Origin of the sequence: Labrenzia sp. VG12 (assembly GCF_002237595.1) — a bacterium.
Lineage (GTDB): Bacteria > Pseudomonadota > Alphaproteobacteria > Rhizobiales > Stappiaceae > Roseibium.
This window is the reverse complement of record NZ_CP022529.1, coordinates 5,489,554-5,505,184: the sequence shown is the minus strand read 5'-3', so window position 1 is coordinate 5,505,184 and position 15,631 is coordinate 5,489,554. Positions and strand designations below refer to the sequence as shown.

The 15,631-nt window shown below is 59.6% G+C and carries 14 protein-coding genes; 10 read left to right on the top strand and 4 right to left on the bottom strand.

The window, feature by feature from the left end; translation table 11 throughout:
• Positions 1-4 precede the first annotated feature (4 nt).
• Entirely contained in the window at positions 5-1,561 is a 1,557-nt protein-coding gene (locus tag CHH27_RS25385) for an EAL domain-containing protein (protein WP_094074083.1), read from the bottom strand.
• Positions 1,562-2,117: 556 nt separating this feature from the next.
• Between CHH27_RS25385 and CHH27_RS25380 the strand changes: the two genes are divergently transcribed.
• From CHH27_RS25380 to groL, 5 genes are all read left to right on the top strand, one after another.
• On the top strand, positions 2,118-2,759 hold the full coding sequence (locus tag CHH27_RS25380; RefSeq protein ID WP_157739104.1) for a hypothetical protein: 642 nt from the start codon (positions 2,118-2,120) through the stop codon (positions 2,757-2,759).
• Between the two features lie 158 nt (positions 2,760-2,917).
• Positions 2,918-4,417 carry a sigma-54 dependent transcriptional regulator gene (locus CHH27_RS25375; protein WP_094074081.1) on the top strand — a complete coding sequence of 500 codons (1,500 nt, stop codon included), beginning with the start codon at positions 2,918-2,920 and terminating at the stop codon, positions 4,415-4,417.
• A gap of 195 nt (positions 4,418-4,612) precedes the next feature.
• Complete coding sequence (locus CHH27_RS25370) at positions 4,613-5,179, top strand: hypothetical protein (RefSeq protein WP_157739103.1); 567 nt, start codon at positions 4,613-4,615, stop codon at positions 5,177-5,179.
• A gap of 269 nt (positions 5,180-5,448) precedes the next feature.
• A complete protein-coding gene (groES, locus tag CHH27_RS25365) occupies positions 5,449-5,736 on the top strand; it encodes a co-chaperone GroES (protein ID WP_094074079.1) in 288 nt (95 codons plus the stop codon).
• 54 nt (positions 5,737-5,790) lie between these two features.
• Positions 5,791-7,434, top strand: coding sequence for a chaperonin GroEL (gene groL / locus CHH27_RS25360; protein ID WP_094074078.1), 1,644 nt, complete (start codon positions 5,791-5,793; stop codon positions 7,432-7,434).
• Between the two features lie 213 nt (positions 7,435-7,647).
• Here the strand turns inward: groL and CHH27_RS25355 are convergent, their stop codons facing one another.
• The 3 genes from CHH27_RS25355 to CHH27_RS25345 all read right to left on the bottom strand — a co-directional run bounded on the left by CHH27_RS25355 (position 7,648) and on the right by CHH27_RS25345 (position 9,974).
• Positions 7,648-8,826, bottom strand: a complete 1,179-nt coding sequence (locus CHH27_RS25355) for an alpha/beta hydrolase (protein WP_094074077.1) — start codon at positions 8,824-8,826, stop codon at positions 7,648-7,650.
• Positions 8,827-8,859: 33 nt separating this feature from the next.
• Positions 8,860-9,222: a hypothetical protein gene (locus CHH27_RS25350; RefSeq protein WP_157739102.1), complete on the bottom strand. Its 363-nt coding sequence runs from the start codon at positions 9,220-9,222 to the stop codon at positions 8,860-8,862.
• A gap of 260 nt (positions 9,223-9,482) precedes the next feature.
• Positions 9,483-9,974, bottom strand: coding sequence for a DUF3995 domain-containing protein (locus tag CHH27_RS25345; RefSeq protein ID WP_094074075.1), 492 nt, complete (start codon positions 9,972-9,974; stop codon positions 9,483-9,485).
• Between the two features lie 83 nt (positions 9,975-10,057).
• Here CHH27_RS25345 and CHH27_RS25340 point away from each other — a divergent pair, with 83 nt between their 5' ends.
• The 5 genes from CHH27_RS25340 (at position 10,058) to CHH27_RS25320 (ending at position 15,528) form a co-directional block, all read left to right on the top strand.
• Entirely contained in the window at positions 10,058-10,627 is a 570-nt protein-coding gene (locus CHH27_RS25340) for a TetR/AcrR family transcriptional regulator (RefSeq protein WP_094074074.1), read from the top strand.
• 110 nt (positions 10,628-10,737) lie between these two features.
• Positions 10,738-11,736, top strand: a complete 999-nt coding sequence (locus CHH27_RS25335; RefSeq protein WP_094074073.1) for an AraC family transcriptional regulator — start codon at positions 10,738-10,740, stop codon at positions 11,734-11,736.
• 108 nt (positions 11,737-11,844) lie between these two features.
• Positions 11,845-12,672: an NmrA family NAD(P)-binding protein gene (locus CHH27_RS25330; protein WP_094074072.1), complete on the top strand. Its 828-nt coding sequence runs from the start codon at positions 11,845-11,847 to the stop codon at positions 12,670-12,672.
• A gap of 23 nt (positions 12,673-12,695) precedes the next feature.
• Complete coding sequence (locus CHH27_RS25325; RefSeq protein ID WP_094074071.1) at positions 12,696-13,190, top strand: DUF1772 domain-containing protein; 495 nt, start codon at positions 12,696-12,698, stop codon at positions 13,188-13,190.
• A gap of 100 nt (positions 13,191-13,290) precedes the next feature.
• Entirely contained in the window at positions 13,291-15,528 is a 2,238-nt protein-coding gene (locus tag CHH27_RS25320; protein ID WP_094074070.1) for a DUF255 domain-containing protein, read from the top strand.
• The last annotated feature ends 103 nt before the right edge of the window (positions 15,529-15,631 follow it).

Below are 15,631 nucleotides of genomic sequence, written 5' to 3'. Positions count from 1 at the left end.
CGGGTTATCCCGCCGCTGACCGCCTGGGCCCGGGAGCTGGTGCACCCTGGAGCACTTCGGCCCGAACCGGGCGCGGCGGCGAGAACAAAGTGCCCTGGGCCAGGGTCACGTCATAGTCGAGAAGTTCCAGCACCTGAGATTCGGTTTCGACATGATCGGTTATGAGCTGCATGCCGTAGCGCTGCAGGAGATCGCCGAAATCCGATGGGTGAATATGCCCGTGTTTGGCTTCGCGCCGGCCGATCAGGTAATCGGCATTGAGCTTGCCGAACTTGAAGCCGCGGCCAGCCAGTGAGTTGAAATCCATCTTCATGTCGGAAATCCGGTCGACGGAGAACCGGAACCCGAGGTCGTAGAGGGCGCTCAGGCTTTCCAGCTCCAGCGCACCCATTGCCGCGACATCGTCCTGCGCAAACTCGAATACCAGCACGTCGGCAAAATTCTGGTTGTCCTTGACGAACTCCAGGAAGCCCGGGAAGAAGGTCTCGTCAGCGAGCGATACGGTCGAGATGTTGCAGAACAGGATGGCATTGCGGTTGCGCGAGGTCAGCCGGCGCACGACCTGTATCGAACGGAACAGCAGCAGATTGTCGATGCGCGCGACCTGGCCGGACATAACGGCCTCCGGCAGGAAAGCGGCGGCATCGATCAGGTTGCCTTCGACATCGCGCAAACGGGTGAAGGCCTCATAATATTTCACCTGGCGCTGCGGCAGCGTCACGATCGGCTGCAGATGCAACTCAACCCGATTGGCATTCAGCGCCGAGGTTATCAGCTCGCGCATGGCCATGTTCGGCCTGTTGGCCTGCGGCGCAGGCGCCAGGGCCGGATCTTCGTGAGCAGGTGCTGCCAGCTCGCGCGCGACCTCCTGGTGCGAGGCCCGGTTGGCATAATCCTGGCGGGGAGCAGCGTTCAGATGCGCAGGTTCATCGCCTTCACGCGGCGCATGAACACCGTAGCGACGGTCAAGCTCGGCCATGTCACGGTGGGACTGCACCGGTGCTGACGGGTACATGTCCTGCTGCCCGCGCGGCGCTTCGGCAGGTGCATACTGTGCATGCTGCTCAGGTTGTTGCACGGGCGGCCAGTCCCGGGGAGCCCGGTACGCCTGCTCCTGCTCCGCCGGATAAGGAGGTTGCTGAGCGGGCTGCTGGTAACGCGGCAGGCTCGGCGCCCGCGGAGGTGGCGCGATTGCCTGCTGGTCTTCGACCTTGGTCTCGAGGTCCGACATGGCTTCCGCCATCTGCTTGACCAGCGTTCCCAGAACCTCAACTTCTGCAAACAGCGGATCGATCTCCGCACGGGTCCGGCGCGGCACCGCGTGTTCCATGCCGGTCAGGCGCCCTTCCAGATTGCCGACGTCTTCGTCCAGGTCCGTCATGCGTTCTTCAAGTCGCTCAACGGCTTCGTTGACTGCCCCCCGATCGCGCGCCCGTCCGATCAGGAGATGGAACAGGATCATGGTGCACATGAGCGCAAGCGACAGCGACACCGCTTCACCGAGCGGACGACCGAACTGGAACACAAGGACGGTTGCCGAAGACAGGGCAATCACGGCCATACAAACTGCTACGAAGATGGTCCCAGTACGACCCATGGCGTTTGAAAGTTCCGATCCGAATCAAAAGTTACTGCTTAATCATGCCTTAAGAACAAGGCGCAACCGAATCCGCAAACCGCTTTCGAACGTGGAATCCGTGACTTGTCCCCGATTATGGCTTTTCGCTGTGCAAATTGGAGCAGCGTGTCCCTTCCTCGACGAGCAGAATGTCGCAAACCGGATTTTTGTACAACAGCAAGATGCCCTGGCGTGAACCGGCAATTGTACTTTGCATTCCCCCAGGGCTTCCGCTAAGCTTACGTTAGGGAATTTGTGTCGTGGCGGCGTTAATTTACAAGTTTTCCAGGGGGCTGGTATGCAGGCAGCCGGACAGTCATCCCGTCGCATTTCGCGCGGATCCGAAGAGAACGCAAGAAGAAGTGAACCAGATCGAGATCACCGAGGACCCGGCCCCACCCAAGGCCGGGCCACGTTCCCGTCCGCGCAGCCGACGGAAGCAGTTTGCAACTCCCTCGACGAGCAGAGCATCACCGACGAACTTGTTCAGGCGGCCCTTGTGTCTGCGCTTCAAAGTCGCGAATTCCAGTCTGCCCCGCAACTGCGCGCCTTTCTCGGTTTCGTCGTACGCGCCACCCTCGACCGGGAACAGGAAAAGGTGAAGGGCTACACCATTGCCGTGGAAGCACTGGGGCGGCCGGAAGACTTCAATCCCGTCACCGATCCGATCGTCCGAGTGGAAGCAGCCCGTCTCAGGAGAAGACTGGAAAAATACTACGCCGGCTCGGGTGCGGATGACCCGGTCCGCATTCTCATTCCCAAGGGAAGCTATGCACCGGAATTCTCTTCGGTCGCGCAGCTGGAGAAAACGGGAAAACCTGGCGCGGGCGTCCTTGCGTTTCAGGAAACCGGAAAGGCGTATGACCCGGACGCAGGGCACCACATGGAAGACGCGCCCTCCGTTTCCGAAACCTTGCCTTTGGAAACTCTCGAAGCGGACGCAAATGCTGCGTCGACCTCCGGTCTGGCCGGCCGGCTCCCATCGCCGACCCGCGACGCGGAGAATGTCTCCATCGATGCTAAAGGGTCGCGACAACCTGCCTGGCTCAACAGGCACTCTGTTCCGCTTGCACTCACGCTGCTATTCGGCGGGACCTGTTTCATGGCCGGGTACCTTCTCGCGCTTCTTCTGGGGTCCTGAACGCAAGAGCTTTTCCGGCTAAATCGCGCTTATCCTCGTCTACTTGTGCAATTTGCACTGGCTGACAACGCTTTGTTTACCCTGTTCGGCGAATTATCAAACTGACGAATCTTTCGGTATTCGAAAGACCCAGATCGCAGAATGGGAGTTGCCCAGCAATGGGGAGTAACGAAGGCAAAGAGTTGCCTGCAATTGTACGCGTGTTGGACGCATCGGCTTCCGAAGCCGCCCGGACATCCGCGGTTTGTGCCAAACTGTCAGCCGCCTGCACGGATCCAATTCTCTATACGGACTCTTCTTCCTGCCTTCAGGATCTGGCCGACAAGTCAACCGACATTCTCATCATCGATCTGGAAACAATCGGCGGCGAAGAGGCCCTCGAGGCCTATGCAGTCCGTTGCCCGAAATCCGTCATCATCGCCGTCTCGGCAAAGGGCTCTGTCTCCCGCGCGGTCAGCGCCATGCGCTCCGGCGCACATGACTTTCTGACCAAACCGTTTTCCCTGGACGCGCTCGCATCCAAAATCATGTTCCAGCTGGAACAAAGACGTCCCTCGTCGAGCACTCCGCAACCGGCGGCCGTCACCGTGCCAGCTTCGAGTGCGCAAAGGCCCATTGAGGCAGCCGCACCGCAGCGACTTCACGCAGACGAGACACCCGAAAAAGAGAACCGGCTGATCGGGGTCTCCGTCCAAATGCGCGACGTCCATGATCAGATTGCGCGCATGGCTCCGTCCCAGGCGCCCGTCTTCATTACCGGCGAATCCGGGACTGGCAAGGAACTATGCGCCAACGCAGTTCACAGCCTGTCGGACCGGAGCGACAACCGTTTCGTCACGCTGAACTGTGCAGCGATACCGCGGGATCTCATCGAAAGCGAGATTTTCGGCTACGTGCGCGGCGCTTTCACCGGCGCGACCGACAACCGTGCCGGCGCGGCCGAGCAGGCCGATGGCGGCACGCTGTTTCTCGATGAAATCGGCGAAATGGACCTGTTGCTACAGAGCAAGCTGCTGCGTTTTCTGCAGACGGGCACGTTCCAGCGACTTGGCGACACAAGCAGCCGCAAGGTCGATGCGCGCATCATCTGCGCCACCAACCGGAACCCGGTCGCGGAAATCTCAGCCGGACGGTTCCGCGAAGATCTTTATTACCGCCTCCACGTACTGCCAATTCATCTGCCGCCTTTGCGTGAGCGCCGCGACGATATTCTTCCGCTCGCCGAAGCTTTCCTGCTGCGCTATTCCAGCGAAGAACGGCGCGGGTTCAAAGGCTTTGACGCGGATGCCGAGGCGCGGATTGTCGCCTATACCTGGCCCGGAAACGTGCGTCAGCTGGAGAACACGATCCGGCAGATCGTGGTCATGAATGACGGTGCCGCCGTCACTTATGACATGCTGCCGATGGTGATCCGGGACCAGAGCGCACGCCCGAATGCCATCATCGACCTTTCCCGGGAACGTACGCGCTCGGCGCCACCGAGCCGTCCCTTCGGTGCGATCGAGCCGCTCTGGGCCCAGGAACGACGGATTATCGAGGACGCGCTGGACGCTTTTGACGGCAACATCGCCATGGCGGCCGCCGCATTGGAGATCAGTCCTTCGACGATCTACCGCAAGCGTCAGGCCTGGTCCGAGCGGCTGATGCAAGGCGCGTAAGCTGCACTTGCGGCGTGTGAATAGACAGACCATTAACCCCAAACTGGTTTTCCCTTTTCCCGGATAAGCAAACGACACTTGTCTGCGCCGATGTTTACCGCATCGCACACATTGTCTTGTTTATTGGGAAAAGTCGGTCTATATCGGCAAAATCGCTGAAAACGACAAGATTTAAAGGCGTGCGGGGAAAAGAAAATGGTGGCTGTTAGACGTGCTTCGAAGCAGATCGTATCTGCTGTTCTGGTTGCAGGTGGATTGATCGCGGGTTCGGCTAGTGTGTTTGCCCAATCGGATGCTGATCAACCTTCCCAAGCCTTCCAGGAAGCCCTGGCTGCCTTTGATCAGGTCTGGGCGGCATCGGACCTGGCATTTACCGAAGTGACGTTCACGGATGGTGCCGCGACCGGCTATGGCCAGTATACCCCGCGTGAGAACACTGTCTTCAACGACCAGGAAGCGCTCACTGTCTATGCCGAACCGGTCGGCTACGCTTTCAGACAGGATGGAAGCTCCTATTCCTACGAACTCACCGCCAGTTTCAAGTTGCTGAACCTGTCTGGCCAGGTTCTGGCCGAGCAGGAAAACTTCGCGACATTTGCCGGATCCGGCAGAACCAAAAAACGCGAACTGTCCGCGGCACTGACTTTCCAGTTCAGCGGACTTCCCGTCGGTGACTACAAGCTTGAAACCCGGTTTGAAGATGAAATCGGTGACAGTCAGTCGAGCTTCACCTTGCCATTTTCGGTGACCGGCACCAACTGAGACAACGGCAACATGCCGCTGCGGCCCGCTTCTCTTGATCGGGCGGCCACCTGGCGCCTCCGCATAAAGGCGGAGCGGGATTAAATTCTCGTCACAAAGCATTGACAAGACGGGCTCGGCTCCATAAATCCAGAGCGCTGTTAGCACTCGCCTCAAGGGAGTGCTAATATGCTGCGGGAGGGCCATCCCTTTCGTACCCAATCAACCTCGTAATCATGTCTCGCGCGCTGCCCATTGCGTGGGGCGCGCTCATGAAGGGAAACAGTCTTATGGCATTTCGTCCACTGCACGACCGTGTCGTAGTTCGCCGCGTAGACTCTGAAGAGAAAACCGCTGGCGGCATCATCATTCCGGACACCGCTAAGGAAAAGCCGCAGGAAGGCGAGATCATCGCTGTCGGCACCGGTGCCCGCAAGGACAACGGCGAAATCGTTGCTCTCGATGTCAAGGCAGGCGACCGCGTCCTGTTCGGCAAATGGTCCGGCACCGAAGTCAAGATCGACGGTGAAGACCTCCTGATCATGAAGGAATCCGACATCATGGGCGTGATCGCTTAATCAGCGAACCGCTTCTGATCTCAACTCCATTCCAAATTTAGGTGAGACGATCTCATGTCTGCTAAAGAAGTAAAATTCTCCTCCGACGCCCGTGAGCGTATGCTCAAAGGTGTCGACACCCTGGCAAACGCCGTCAAAGTGACCCTCGGCCCGAAAGGCCGTAACGTTGTCCTCGACAAGGCCTTCGGCGCACCGCGCATCACCAAGGACGGTGTCTCCGTTGCCAAGGAAATCGAACTGGAAGACAAGTTCGAAAACATGGGCGCCCAGATGGTGCGCGAAGTGGCTTCCAAGACCAACGACATCGCTGGTGACGGCACCACCACCGCAACCGTTCTGGCCCAGGCCATCGTCAAGGAAGGCGCCAAGGCTGTTGCTGCCGGCATGAACCCGATGGACCTGAAGCGCGGCGTTGACCTCGCTGCTGCTGAAGCCGTCAAGGCCCTGACCGCTGCTTCCAAGACCATCACAACGTCTGAAGAAGTTGCCCAGGTCGGCACCATCTCCGCAAACGGCGACACGCAGGTTGGCCAGGACATTGCCGAAGCCATGCAGAAGGTCGGCAACGAAGGTGTCATCACCGTCGAGGAAGCCAAGTCCCTGGAAACCGAGCTGGAAGTCGTTGAAGGCATGCAGTTCGACCGCGGCTACCTGTCTCCGTACTTCGTCACCAACGCTGACAAGATGCTGGCTGACCTGGAAAAGCCGTACATCCTGCTGCACGAGAAGAAACTCTCCAACCTGCAGGCCATGCTGCCGATCCTGGAAGCTGTCGTTCAGTCTTCCCGTCCGCTGCTCATCATCGCTGAAGATGTTGAAGGCGAAGCTCTGGCAACCCTCGTTGTCAACAAGCTGCGTGGCGGCCTGAAAATCGCTGCTGTGAAGGCTCCGGGCTTCGGCGACCGCCGCAAGGCCATGCTGGAAGACATCGCCATTCTGACCGGCGGCACCGTCATTTCCGAAGACCTCGGCATCAAGCTCGAAAACGTGACCCTCGACATGCTCGGCACTGCCGAGAAAGTCGCGATCACCAAGGAAACCACCACCATCGTTGATGGCGCTGGCTCCAAGGAAGACATCGACGGCCGCGTTGGTCAGATCAAGGCCCAGATCGAAGAAACCACTTCCGATTACGACCGTGAGAAGCTCCAGGAGCGTCTCGCCAAGCTCGCAGGCGGCGTTGCCGTGATCCGCGTTGGCGGTGCGACCGAAATCGAAGTGAAAGAGAAAAAAGACCGCGTTGACGATGCTCTGAACGCAACCCGCGCTGCCGTTGAAGAAGGCATCGTCCCGGGTGGCGGCACCGCTCTGCTGCGTGCGAAGAAGGCTGTCGAGGCTCTGGCCAACGACAACGCCGACATCGCTGCCGGCATCAAGATCGTCCTGCGCGCTCTGGAAGCTCCGATCCGTCAGATCGCTGAAAACGCTGGTGTCGAAGGCTCCATCGTTGTTGGCAAGATCCAGGAAAACGGCGACGACACCTTCGGTTTCAACGCTCAGACCGAAGAATTCGTCAACATGATCGAAGCCGGCATCATCGACCCGACCAAGGTTGTGCGCACGGCTCTGCAGGACGCAGCTTCCGTTGCCGGCCTCTTGATCACCACCGAAGCCATGGTTGCCGAGCTGCCGAAGAAAGACGCTGCTCCGGCCATGCCGGGTGGCGACATGGGCGGCATGGGCGGCATGGGCTTCTAAGAAGCCTGACGCTTGTGAATTACGGAAAGGGCGGCTCTCGGGCCGCCCTTTTTGCGTGATGCGCCGCCCATGCATTTCAGATTTGCGCCACGAGGCAGTACCGTGGACGGCATCGGCTTCCACGAAGTCCGATCCCTTGGGACTTGCGGCAAGAGCAGTTTTCGAGCCGTTTGTCTTGATTTCCAGGAAAACCTGCTCGGGCATGAACCGCGCCTATTGCGCTGAAACCGACCGGAGCACCTGCTGGATATCTGCCTTGAGGTTCTCTGCCCTCAGGATCAGCGTTTCCAGTTTCTGCACCGTCTCCCTCGCACCGACTTCGCCGTACCAGAAGAAGTGATTGCCCGGAACGCGCGCGTTGAGCACACCGGAGGTCGCGGCGTTCATGCTGTCCATCAGCTTCTGCCACGCCAGCGGCCCGATTTCTTCGGACTTCGCGAGGACCGGCAGCACCAGGTTCCGGTAAAGATGCTGGACCTGATAAAGGCCCCAGTTTCCACGGTCGGTCAGGGCATGGTCGTTGTCCAATACCTTGTCTCCGGAAATCGTCACCACGAAGGGAAAGTCCGTGACCTTCAAGGCCCCGGTATCGGCCATGGCCCACTGAAGATCCTCAACGAATTTTCCGTCCTGATAGCGTGAAGCGATCATGATGGCGTTGAGCGCCACTGGAATATGGCCCAGAACATCGCTTTCAAATCGCGCCCAGGGCATGATTTCGTGACCGTTCAACTTGTCCTGCGCAACAACATATTTCCTGAAAAGGTCGTAGAACTGAGGCGCTGCCGACAGGCCGTTGTCAGCCCTAGAGATCGCACCGGGTGCAGCCAGGAGCAGAGGAACCGGCGGTGTCGACGCCAGAGACACATAGAGGCGCATATCAAGTCCAGCCGCCTGTGAAGCTTCATGGACCGATTGTGCGATCTGGCCACCCGCGCTCCATCCCAGCACGATCACTTCACCGGACAGGCCATGTTGATCAATGTAGTGTCTTGCCGTGGCGGCGACCTGTTTGCCCCAGTCCCGGATCGAATAGGCCGGATAGACTTTCGAGTAGACCTTGTTGTCCGTCGGATAGGAGGCACCGAGGAACGAATATCCTGCCTCTCCCAGCCAATGTGCCAGGAAATCAGCCTCGTTGCCTCCCGGATATCCATAGGCAACACGCGCCAGATGAAACCCGCCGGGCACGAAGATGACGAGCGGCTTCTTGGGATCTCCGGCCTTGAAATGAGTCAGCGTCTCAATGCCGTTGGTCAACAGCATTTCTTCGCCAGGATAAAGGCCGGAATTTGTGCCGGCTTTCTCGACCTTCCAGACTTCGCCGGCCTGTGCGGCAATCGCGGGAAGTGCCGCCAGCGCAATCAGGAAGAGCCCAAACATCCTAGTCATCGTTTCCTCCCGGTTCCGGTGATTGCGCCTGCCCTAAAGCCACCAGGGACGATCGCAGAAGATACTCAGAAAACCAAAACCAGCGGAGATAGACAACAAGCCTGCGGTCAAGGCCGGCCACCATTCCTGTCCACCGGCTCTCCCTTCCGAAGAACCTGCGTCGGGAGAAACCAACAGATCGAGTGGCAAGGGAGGAGCCTGCCAATCGGCAATCCAGAGACTTGTCTTCTCTGGGCCCTTTGCAGAATCTTCCATGCGCGGCACTTGTGCGGTCATCGGGTGAAGGTAACCTGATACGTTTTCATAGTAGAAATCCGCGCTGACATGCGGATAGGCATCTCTTTGGCCCGAGAAGAAAAGCGCAAATCCGCACAGCACAATCAAGCAGGCAAACACTCTGAACCCCACCAGCCCTGCCCTTTGAATGGACGGGAGCCGGATTGTCCGTCTGCGTTCAAACTCACACAACATTCGCCCTCGCCGCACTTTTGTCGCGCCCCACCCCTGACCAGTTTTCGAAACAATGAGCATCGCTGTCCACGGACAGGTAAGCTGCGCAGTCGTGGTTGCAACATGGCGGCAAACTTCCGTGCGGCGGGGAACGACGGACGGGGATCGCACGGCGCTGGCGGCTTCCGCAAACCGTAAGGACACACTCAACCGGTTCCGATAGATTGCTGGCGCACAAGCTTTTCACCCCAATGCAAGCCAGGCAAATCCAAGGCCCAGTGAGAGGCAAAGGGGGCGTAATAGCGCCTGTCCAGGGTCACAAACGGTTCTTCGGCTTCCATCTTCTGAAAATAGCCGGTGTAGCTGAGCATGCCCCGCGCCAGAAAAATGAAAGCCAGTCCGCCGAGCGCGATTGGAGACAGCACGCGCAACACCGAAGTTGACAGGGGAATCGGGATCGGAAACTCCAAAAGTCCTGTTAGATAGAGCGGGAGGACGCCCGCCAGAGCGATCAATGCCGACACGACTAGCGTCAACGCGGTGCCTGGCATCTTGCGCAGGTCTTTCACCCCAACCACTGTTTGCGCAAGCGTTGCTTCATCCCGCGCCGGCCATAGCCCTCCAAGGGCCCAATAGGCGTGAACAGCTGCCACACAGAACAGAACGGCAAACAGCGCCACGGCAATGACTTCCGACATGGGATCTACTCCTTGCAAAACATACGGCAGCGTATGGCGACATCGTTGCGCAGGTCAATACGCTACCGTATGGTTGCGGCATTATGCGCAAACCCAGATCCACATTGACATCGACAGACTGGATACAGGCAGCGTTCCGCGCCCTTGCCGCAGATGGTCCCAACGCCATTCGGGCTGAGGCAATTGCCAGAGATCTCAAGGTGAGCAAGGGCTCGTTCTACTGGCATTTCAAGGATGTAGCGGCCCTGAAACAGCAGATGCTGAGCCATTGGAAGGACAAGGCGACTGAGGCCATCATTTCCTATGTCGAGGCGGCAAGCGGACCGCCCCGGGAGAAGCTGAAACGCCTGATCGAGGTCTCCACCGGCACCGACACGTCTGCCTATGGCGGCGTCCAGGTCGAAGCCGCCATTCGCGACTGGGCCAGATATGACGACATCGCGCGCGCGGTGCTGAAATCGGTCGATCAGCGGCGGATCGCCTATGTTGAGGGCCTCTTTTCGGACTGCGGATATGAACCGCCCGATTGCCGGTCAAACGCGCTTGCCCTTTATGGCGGCCTGATCGGACTGGAAGCATTGAGTGTCCATTCACCGATAGACCGCCATGCCGAACTGGCCAAACTGTTAAAGGCACTGCTGGCGCCCGAGTGAACAACGGTTGAGGCCCTGGATCAGCGGTCCCACCGGCTTTGTTTCGCGAAGGGCCAGACAGCCATGCCCCCAGCCTTGCAGCCCTTGGCCGCTTGCGGTTTAGTTCCCCCATGGGATCGATCACCTCACTTTTTGTGCGCAAGGTTGTTGCAGCGGCCGGAGCGCATGTCGATGGCAAGGCCCTGCTTGCCTCTGTGGGCCTTGATGCAGAGGCTGGCGCCGACCCCAGGCAGATGGTTACCGATACCTCCTATTATGATCTGATCGAACGCATCGCCAGGGAGCAGGACATCACCGAGCTGCCGCTGGTGACGGGGGCTTCTATGCGCTGCGACGACTATGGCGCGCTTGGCCTCGCCTTCAAGGCAGCAACGACGCTCCATGGCTCCTTCTTGCGGGTGGAGCGCTATGCCCGTCTTTGGACCAGCGTCGTTGAGTATGAACTGAAACCCGAGGGCGATTTTGTCTGGTTTTTCCTGCACCGGACCGGCCCACGCCGGCTTGGGCTGCGGATTTCCAATGAAGCCACGATGGCAAGCGCGACTGCGATCGCCCGGGAGGTCTCTCCTGATGGTGTGTTTCACCCGCTCGAAGTCCACCTGCAACACGCAGCCCCGGCGTCGATCCTCGGTCATGAGCGCTATTTTGGCTGTCCGGTACGCTTTGGATCCGACAGGGACGCTCTTCTATTGTCAAAGAAAGCGCTGTCGCGCGACAACAGGCTGGGCGACGAAGGCATCACACGGTTTTTGCTGGACCATCTCGATCAGGAGCTGGCCTCCATCGCAGACACCAAATCCCTCGCGCGGCGCACACGGGATGTCATTGCGCGCGCGTTGAGTGAGGGCGTACCGAAAATGGAGGACGTAGCCCGGCGCCTCGGTGTCAGCGTGCGCTCGCTGCACCGGCACCTTGCCGAAGACGGCCTGAGCTTTCAGAGCCTTGCCGAAGAAACCCGCAAGGACCTGGCCGTGGCACTTTTGAAACAGGAACACTATTCGATTGCCGAAATCGCCTTCCTGACCGGCTTTTCGGAACAAAGCGCCTTCACCCGTGCCTTCAAGCGCTGGCTGGGTGAAACGCCAGCAAGTTTCCGCAAGACCGGCTGAGCAAATTGACGCTTGGCAGCCGCGGTCAAAAGCCTGGCAGTTACGGTCAATACGAAAACCGCCCTTGCCGCTATCCCTTGAGCATCACACAGCCAAGGGAGACAACAGATGTCCACTCAGCCCATTCTTGTTATCGGTTCCACCGGCAAAACCGGCTCGCGGGTCGCGGCCAGGCTTGAACAACGCGGCGAAGCCGTTCGGCATGGATCGCGCCGCGCACCGATCCCGTTCGATTGGGACACACCCGACACCTGGCAAGCGTCTCTTGAGGGTATCCGGTCCGCCTACATCACCTACTTTCCTGATCTCGCCTTTCCCGGTGCCGTCGACAAGGTCGAGGCCCTCAGCCAGGTTGCCAGGACGGCAGGCGTTGAGCGCCTCGTTCTGCTGTCAGGGCGCGGCGAACACCACGCAAGGCTCGGAGAGGAGGCTGTGCGGGCTTCCGGTGTCGATTTCACGCTGGTCCGGGCGTCCTGGTTTGCCCAGAATTTCAGCGAAGGCTATCTGCGCGATCCAGTGCTGAACGGGGTCCTGCCCATGCCCGGTGGCGACGTGGCCGAGCCGATCGTGGATGTCGATGACATTGCCGATGTTGCGGTCGCCGCCCTGACGGAAGACCGGCACTCTGGTGAGCTCTACGAAGTCACGGGCCCCCGTCTGCTGACCTTTGCCGAGATGGCCGCAATCCTGTCGGACGCCTCAGGCCGAGCTGTGCAGCATGTCCCCATTTCCTTCGAAGAATTTCACAAGGGCCTGGCGGACAGCGCCGGCGCGTTCATTGCCGATGTCTTTACCGGCATTGCCCGCGAAACGCTCGATGGCCGCAATGCCAGCCTCTGCGATGGTGTTGAGCGCGCCATCGGACGCCCACCGCGCGACTTCGCCGAATTTGCACGCAATGCCGCGCGCGCAGGCGCGTGGTCTGACGCCGCCTGACCTCCTTCCAAAGGCAAGAGATCATGTCCTACTGGCTCCTTCTTCTCGTCCAGTTCTCCATCGTCGCCTACGCACTCGTGGGCGGCGTCTTCCTGGCCTTTTCCGATTTTATCATGCGTTCGCTGGCCCTGACATCCGGGAAAGGCGGCATCGAGGCGATGCAATCCATCAACCGGCAGGTGTTCCGATGGGTATTCATGACGCTTTTCCTGGGCATGGCGCCCGTTTCGCTCGTCCTCGCCGGCATCGCCTGGGCCAACCTGAACACACCGGGTGCCAGTCTCCTGCTCGTTTCAGGTGTGCTTTATCTGGCCGGCTGCCTCACCGTGACGATCGTCTGCAACGTGCCCATGAATGAACGTCTTGCGGCACTCAAGGCCTCCGACAAAGACGCGTGCACCTACTGGACCGGCACCTATCTGCCACGCTGGACCTTCTGGAACACGGTGCGCACCTCCGCCTGCATTCTGGCAGCAGGCCTGCAGACAGCGGGCCTTGTCTCCCTGGTGACGGCTTGAGAGATCCCCGTCAACTTGGGCAGCGTGGTTACATCGACCAAATGTGACCGCCCTGCCCGCAGTTGCCGTGTTAGCGTTCACGTCAATCGGGGACCATGTCATGCGCGGCATCATCTTAGCCTTTGCTCTTCTCATCGCAGTTTCAGACGCGGCGGCGCAAGCCAACAAGGGCAGCCACCTGGCGGGCAGCACGTCGCCCTATCTTTTGCAACATCTCGACAATCCGGTGGACTGGTACCCCTGGGGACCGGAGGCCCTTGAGAGGGCTAAGGCGGAAAACCGGCTGATCCTGGTCTCGGTGGGCTATGCCTCCTGCCACTGGTGCCATGTCATGGAAGAAGAAAGTTTCATGAATGAGGAGATCGCCGGCCTGCTCAACCGCGACTTCATTTCCATCAAGATCGACCGGGAAAGCCGGCCTGATCTGGACGAGCAGTTCATGACGGTTACCCAGATGATCACCGGTGGCGGCGGCTGGCCCAACACCGTGTTCCTGACCCCGGACGGCGCTCCCTTTTTTGCAACAACCTATGTCCCCCCCGCTGAATTGAAGGACATGCTCGGCGCAGTTCAAGACGCATTTGTGGACGAACCGGACCAGGTTGCCCAGGAGGGCAGACGGATCTCCCAGGCGGTCTCCGGTTACCTGGTGCGCAAGGCCGCAGCCCGGGAAATCACCCCGGAACTCATCGCGGGGATTGCAAATGAGACCTATGCCAAGCTCGATCCGTTTCACGGCGGTTATGGCACCGCGCCAAAATTTCCGCGCGAGACGCTGTTTCATTTCCTGCTGGATCATGCGGAACGAACAGGCGACGCTGACGCCCTGACCGCGGTCACCAATCTGCTCGACGGCATGATCCGGGGCGGGATTCACGACCAGGTCGGCGGTGGCTTCCATCGCTACGCCATCGATCCGGAATGGGCCGTGCCGCATTTTGAAAAGATGCTTTACACGCAGGCTCTCACAGGCCGCCTGCTGGTCCGGGCCTGGCAGCTGACGGGTGAAGACCGGTATCGCCGCGCGGCAGAGCGGCTCTTTGACTATGTGCTGAGCGACCTTAGAGAGCCGGAGGGCGCATTCTATTCCGCCCAGGACGCCGACAGCAGGTCGGAAGATGGCATCAAGGCGGAAGGCTCCTATTACACCTGGACGCCGGACCAGATTGCTGCCCTTGGCGGTGACCAGAGTTTTGTCCGGGATCTTTACGGAATTTCCGAGGACGGCAATTTCGAAGGCAGCAACGTTCTGACACTCAACACGGCAACCGAGGAGATCGCAGCCGACTATGAACGCGACCCGCAGGCGTTCCGGCAGCGTCTCGACGGCATTCTTCAGCGCATGAAGGCGTTGCGCTCCGAACGACCTGCCCCGCAGACAGATCGCAAGATCGTGGTTTCCTGGAACGCGATGATGATCCAGACCCTGGCCGAAGCGGGAAACAGTCTGGAACGTCCTGACTATGCCGACGCGGCGACCACCGCGGCCACTTTCATCTCAAAAAACATGCTGGATGAGGATGGCCTGAAGCGCGTCCATTTCGAGGGCGAAACCGCCATCCCCGGGCAGCTGGCCGATTATGCCGGTCTCGGCCTTGCCTTTCTCACGCTCCACGATGTCAGCACTGATCCCAGCGAGCAAAAGGCGTGGCTGGAGGCGGCCCGTCGTATGGCCGATGAAGTTCAGAACCGGTTTGGAGCGGCGGCGGCGGGATACAACATGACCGAGGCGAGTGAAGGCGTGACCCGCATCGTGCCGCTGGACGACACGGAACTCCCCTCCGGCAACGCACTGGCCCTGACGCTGTTTGCCAGATTGTCTCAGCGCATGCGGGCGCCGGAACTGGAACTGAGCGCCTATGACCTTGCCTCCGCCCTTTCCGGTCACGCAGCCTCCTATTCGGATCTGCGCGGTTACCTCTTGACCGCTCTACAAGAACTGCAATGGGGCGGCACCGGAAGGACGAGGTTTGCCGGCGGCGGGCATGTCCGCGTCACATTGCTGGACCATCGCGAAAGCGGTGATATCCGCTTGTCCCTGTCGATCGCCGAGGGGTGGCACATCAATGCCCACAAACCCCTGTCCGACTTCGTGGTCCCGACCAGGCTTGTGCTGGAAGGACAGGACCTGCTTCCCGTCCGCTATCCCGCTCCGGTGGTCAAGACACTTGCCTTTAGCGGTACTGAACTCGCACTGTTGGAAGGCGCGTTCGACATCGCCGCAGAACAGCCCGACGCACCGGACCTGGAACGTCCTCTCAAGGCCACCCTGACACTGCAGGCCTGCAACAACGAGATATGCCTGGAGCCGGAAGAGCTGACTTTCGTCCTCTGGTAGCGATTGGTCAGTGCCATGGGCCGCGAACCGGTGAAACCTGATTTCATTTTCTTAACCATAATCAGGGACCCTTTCTCCTAACGGCACCCGACACCATTCCGGC

Bases quoted from the DNA above. Each gene is read 5' to 3' on its own strand.
- groL (WP_094074078.1), top strand. From the start codon at position 5,791: ATGTCTGCTAAAGAAGTAAAATTCTCCTCCGACGCCCGTGAGCGTATG.
- CHH27_RS25375 (WP_094074081.1), top strand. From the start codon at position 2,918: ATGGGGAGTAACGAAGGCAAAGAGTTGCCTGCAATTGTACGCGTGTTG.
- CHH27_RS25345 (WP_094074075.1), bottom strand. From the start codon at position 9,974: ATGTCGGAAGTCATTGCCGTGGCGCTGTTTGCCGTTCTGTTCTGTGTG.
- CHH27_RS25385 (WP_094074083.1), bottom strand. From the start codon at position 1,561: ATGGCCGTGATTGCCCTGTCTTCGGCAACCGTCCTTGTGTTCCAGTTC.
- CHH27_RS25370 (WP_157739103.1), top strand. From the start codon at position 4,613: ATGGTGGCTGTTAGACGTGCTTCGAAGCAGATCGTATCTGCTGTTCTG.
- CHH27_RS25320 (WP_094074070.1), top strand. From the start codon at position 13,291: ATGCGCGGCATCATCTTAGCCTTTGCTCTTCTCATCGCAGTTTCAGAC.
- CHH27_RS25330 (WP_094074072.1), top strand. From the start codon at position 11,845: ATGTCCACTCAGCCCATTCTTGTTATCGGTTCCACCGGCAAAACCGGC.
- CHH27_RS25325 (WP_094074071.1), top strand. From the start codon at position 12,696: ATGTCCTACTGGCTCCTTCTTCTCGTCCAGTTCTCCATCGTCGCCTAC.
- CHH27_RS25335 (WP_094074073.1), top strand. From the start codon at position 10,738: ATGGGATCGATCACCTCACTTTTTGTGCGCAAGGTTGTTGCAGCGGCC.
- CHH27_RS25355 (WP_094074077.1), bottom strand. From the start codon at position 8,826: ATGACTAGGATGTTTGGGCTCTTCCTGATTGCGCTGGCGGCACTTCCC.
- groES (WP_094074079.1), top strand. From the start codon at position 5,449: ATGGCATTTCGTCCACTGCACGACCGTGTCGTAGTTCGCCGCGTAGAC.
- CHH27_RS25340 (WP_094074074.1), top strand. From the start codon at position 10,058: ATGCGCAAACCCAGATCCACATTGACATCGACAGACTGGATACAGGCA.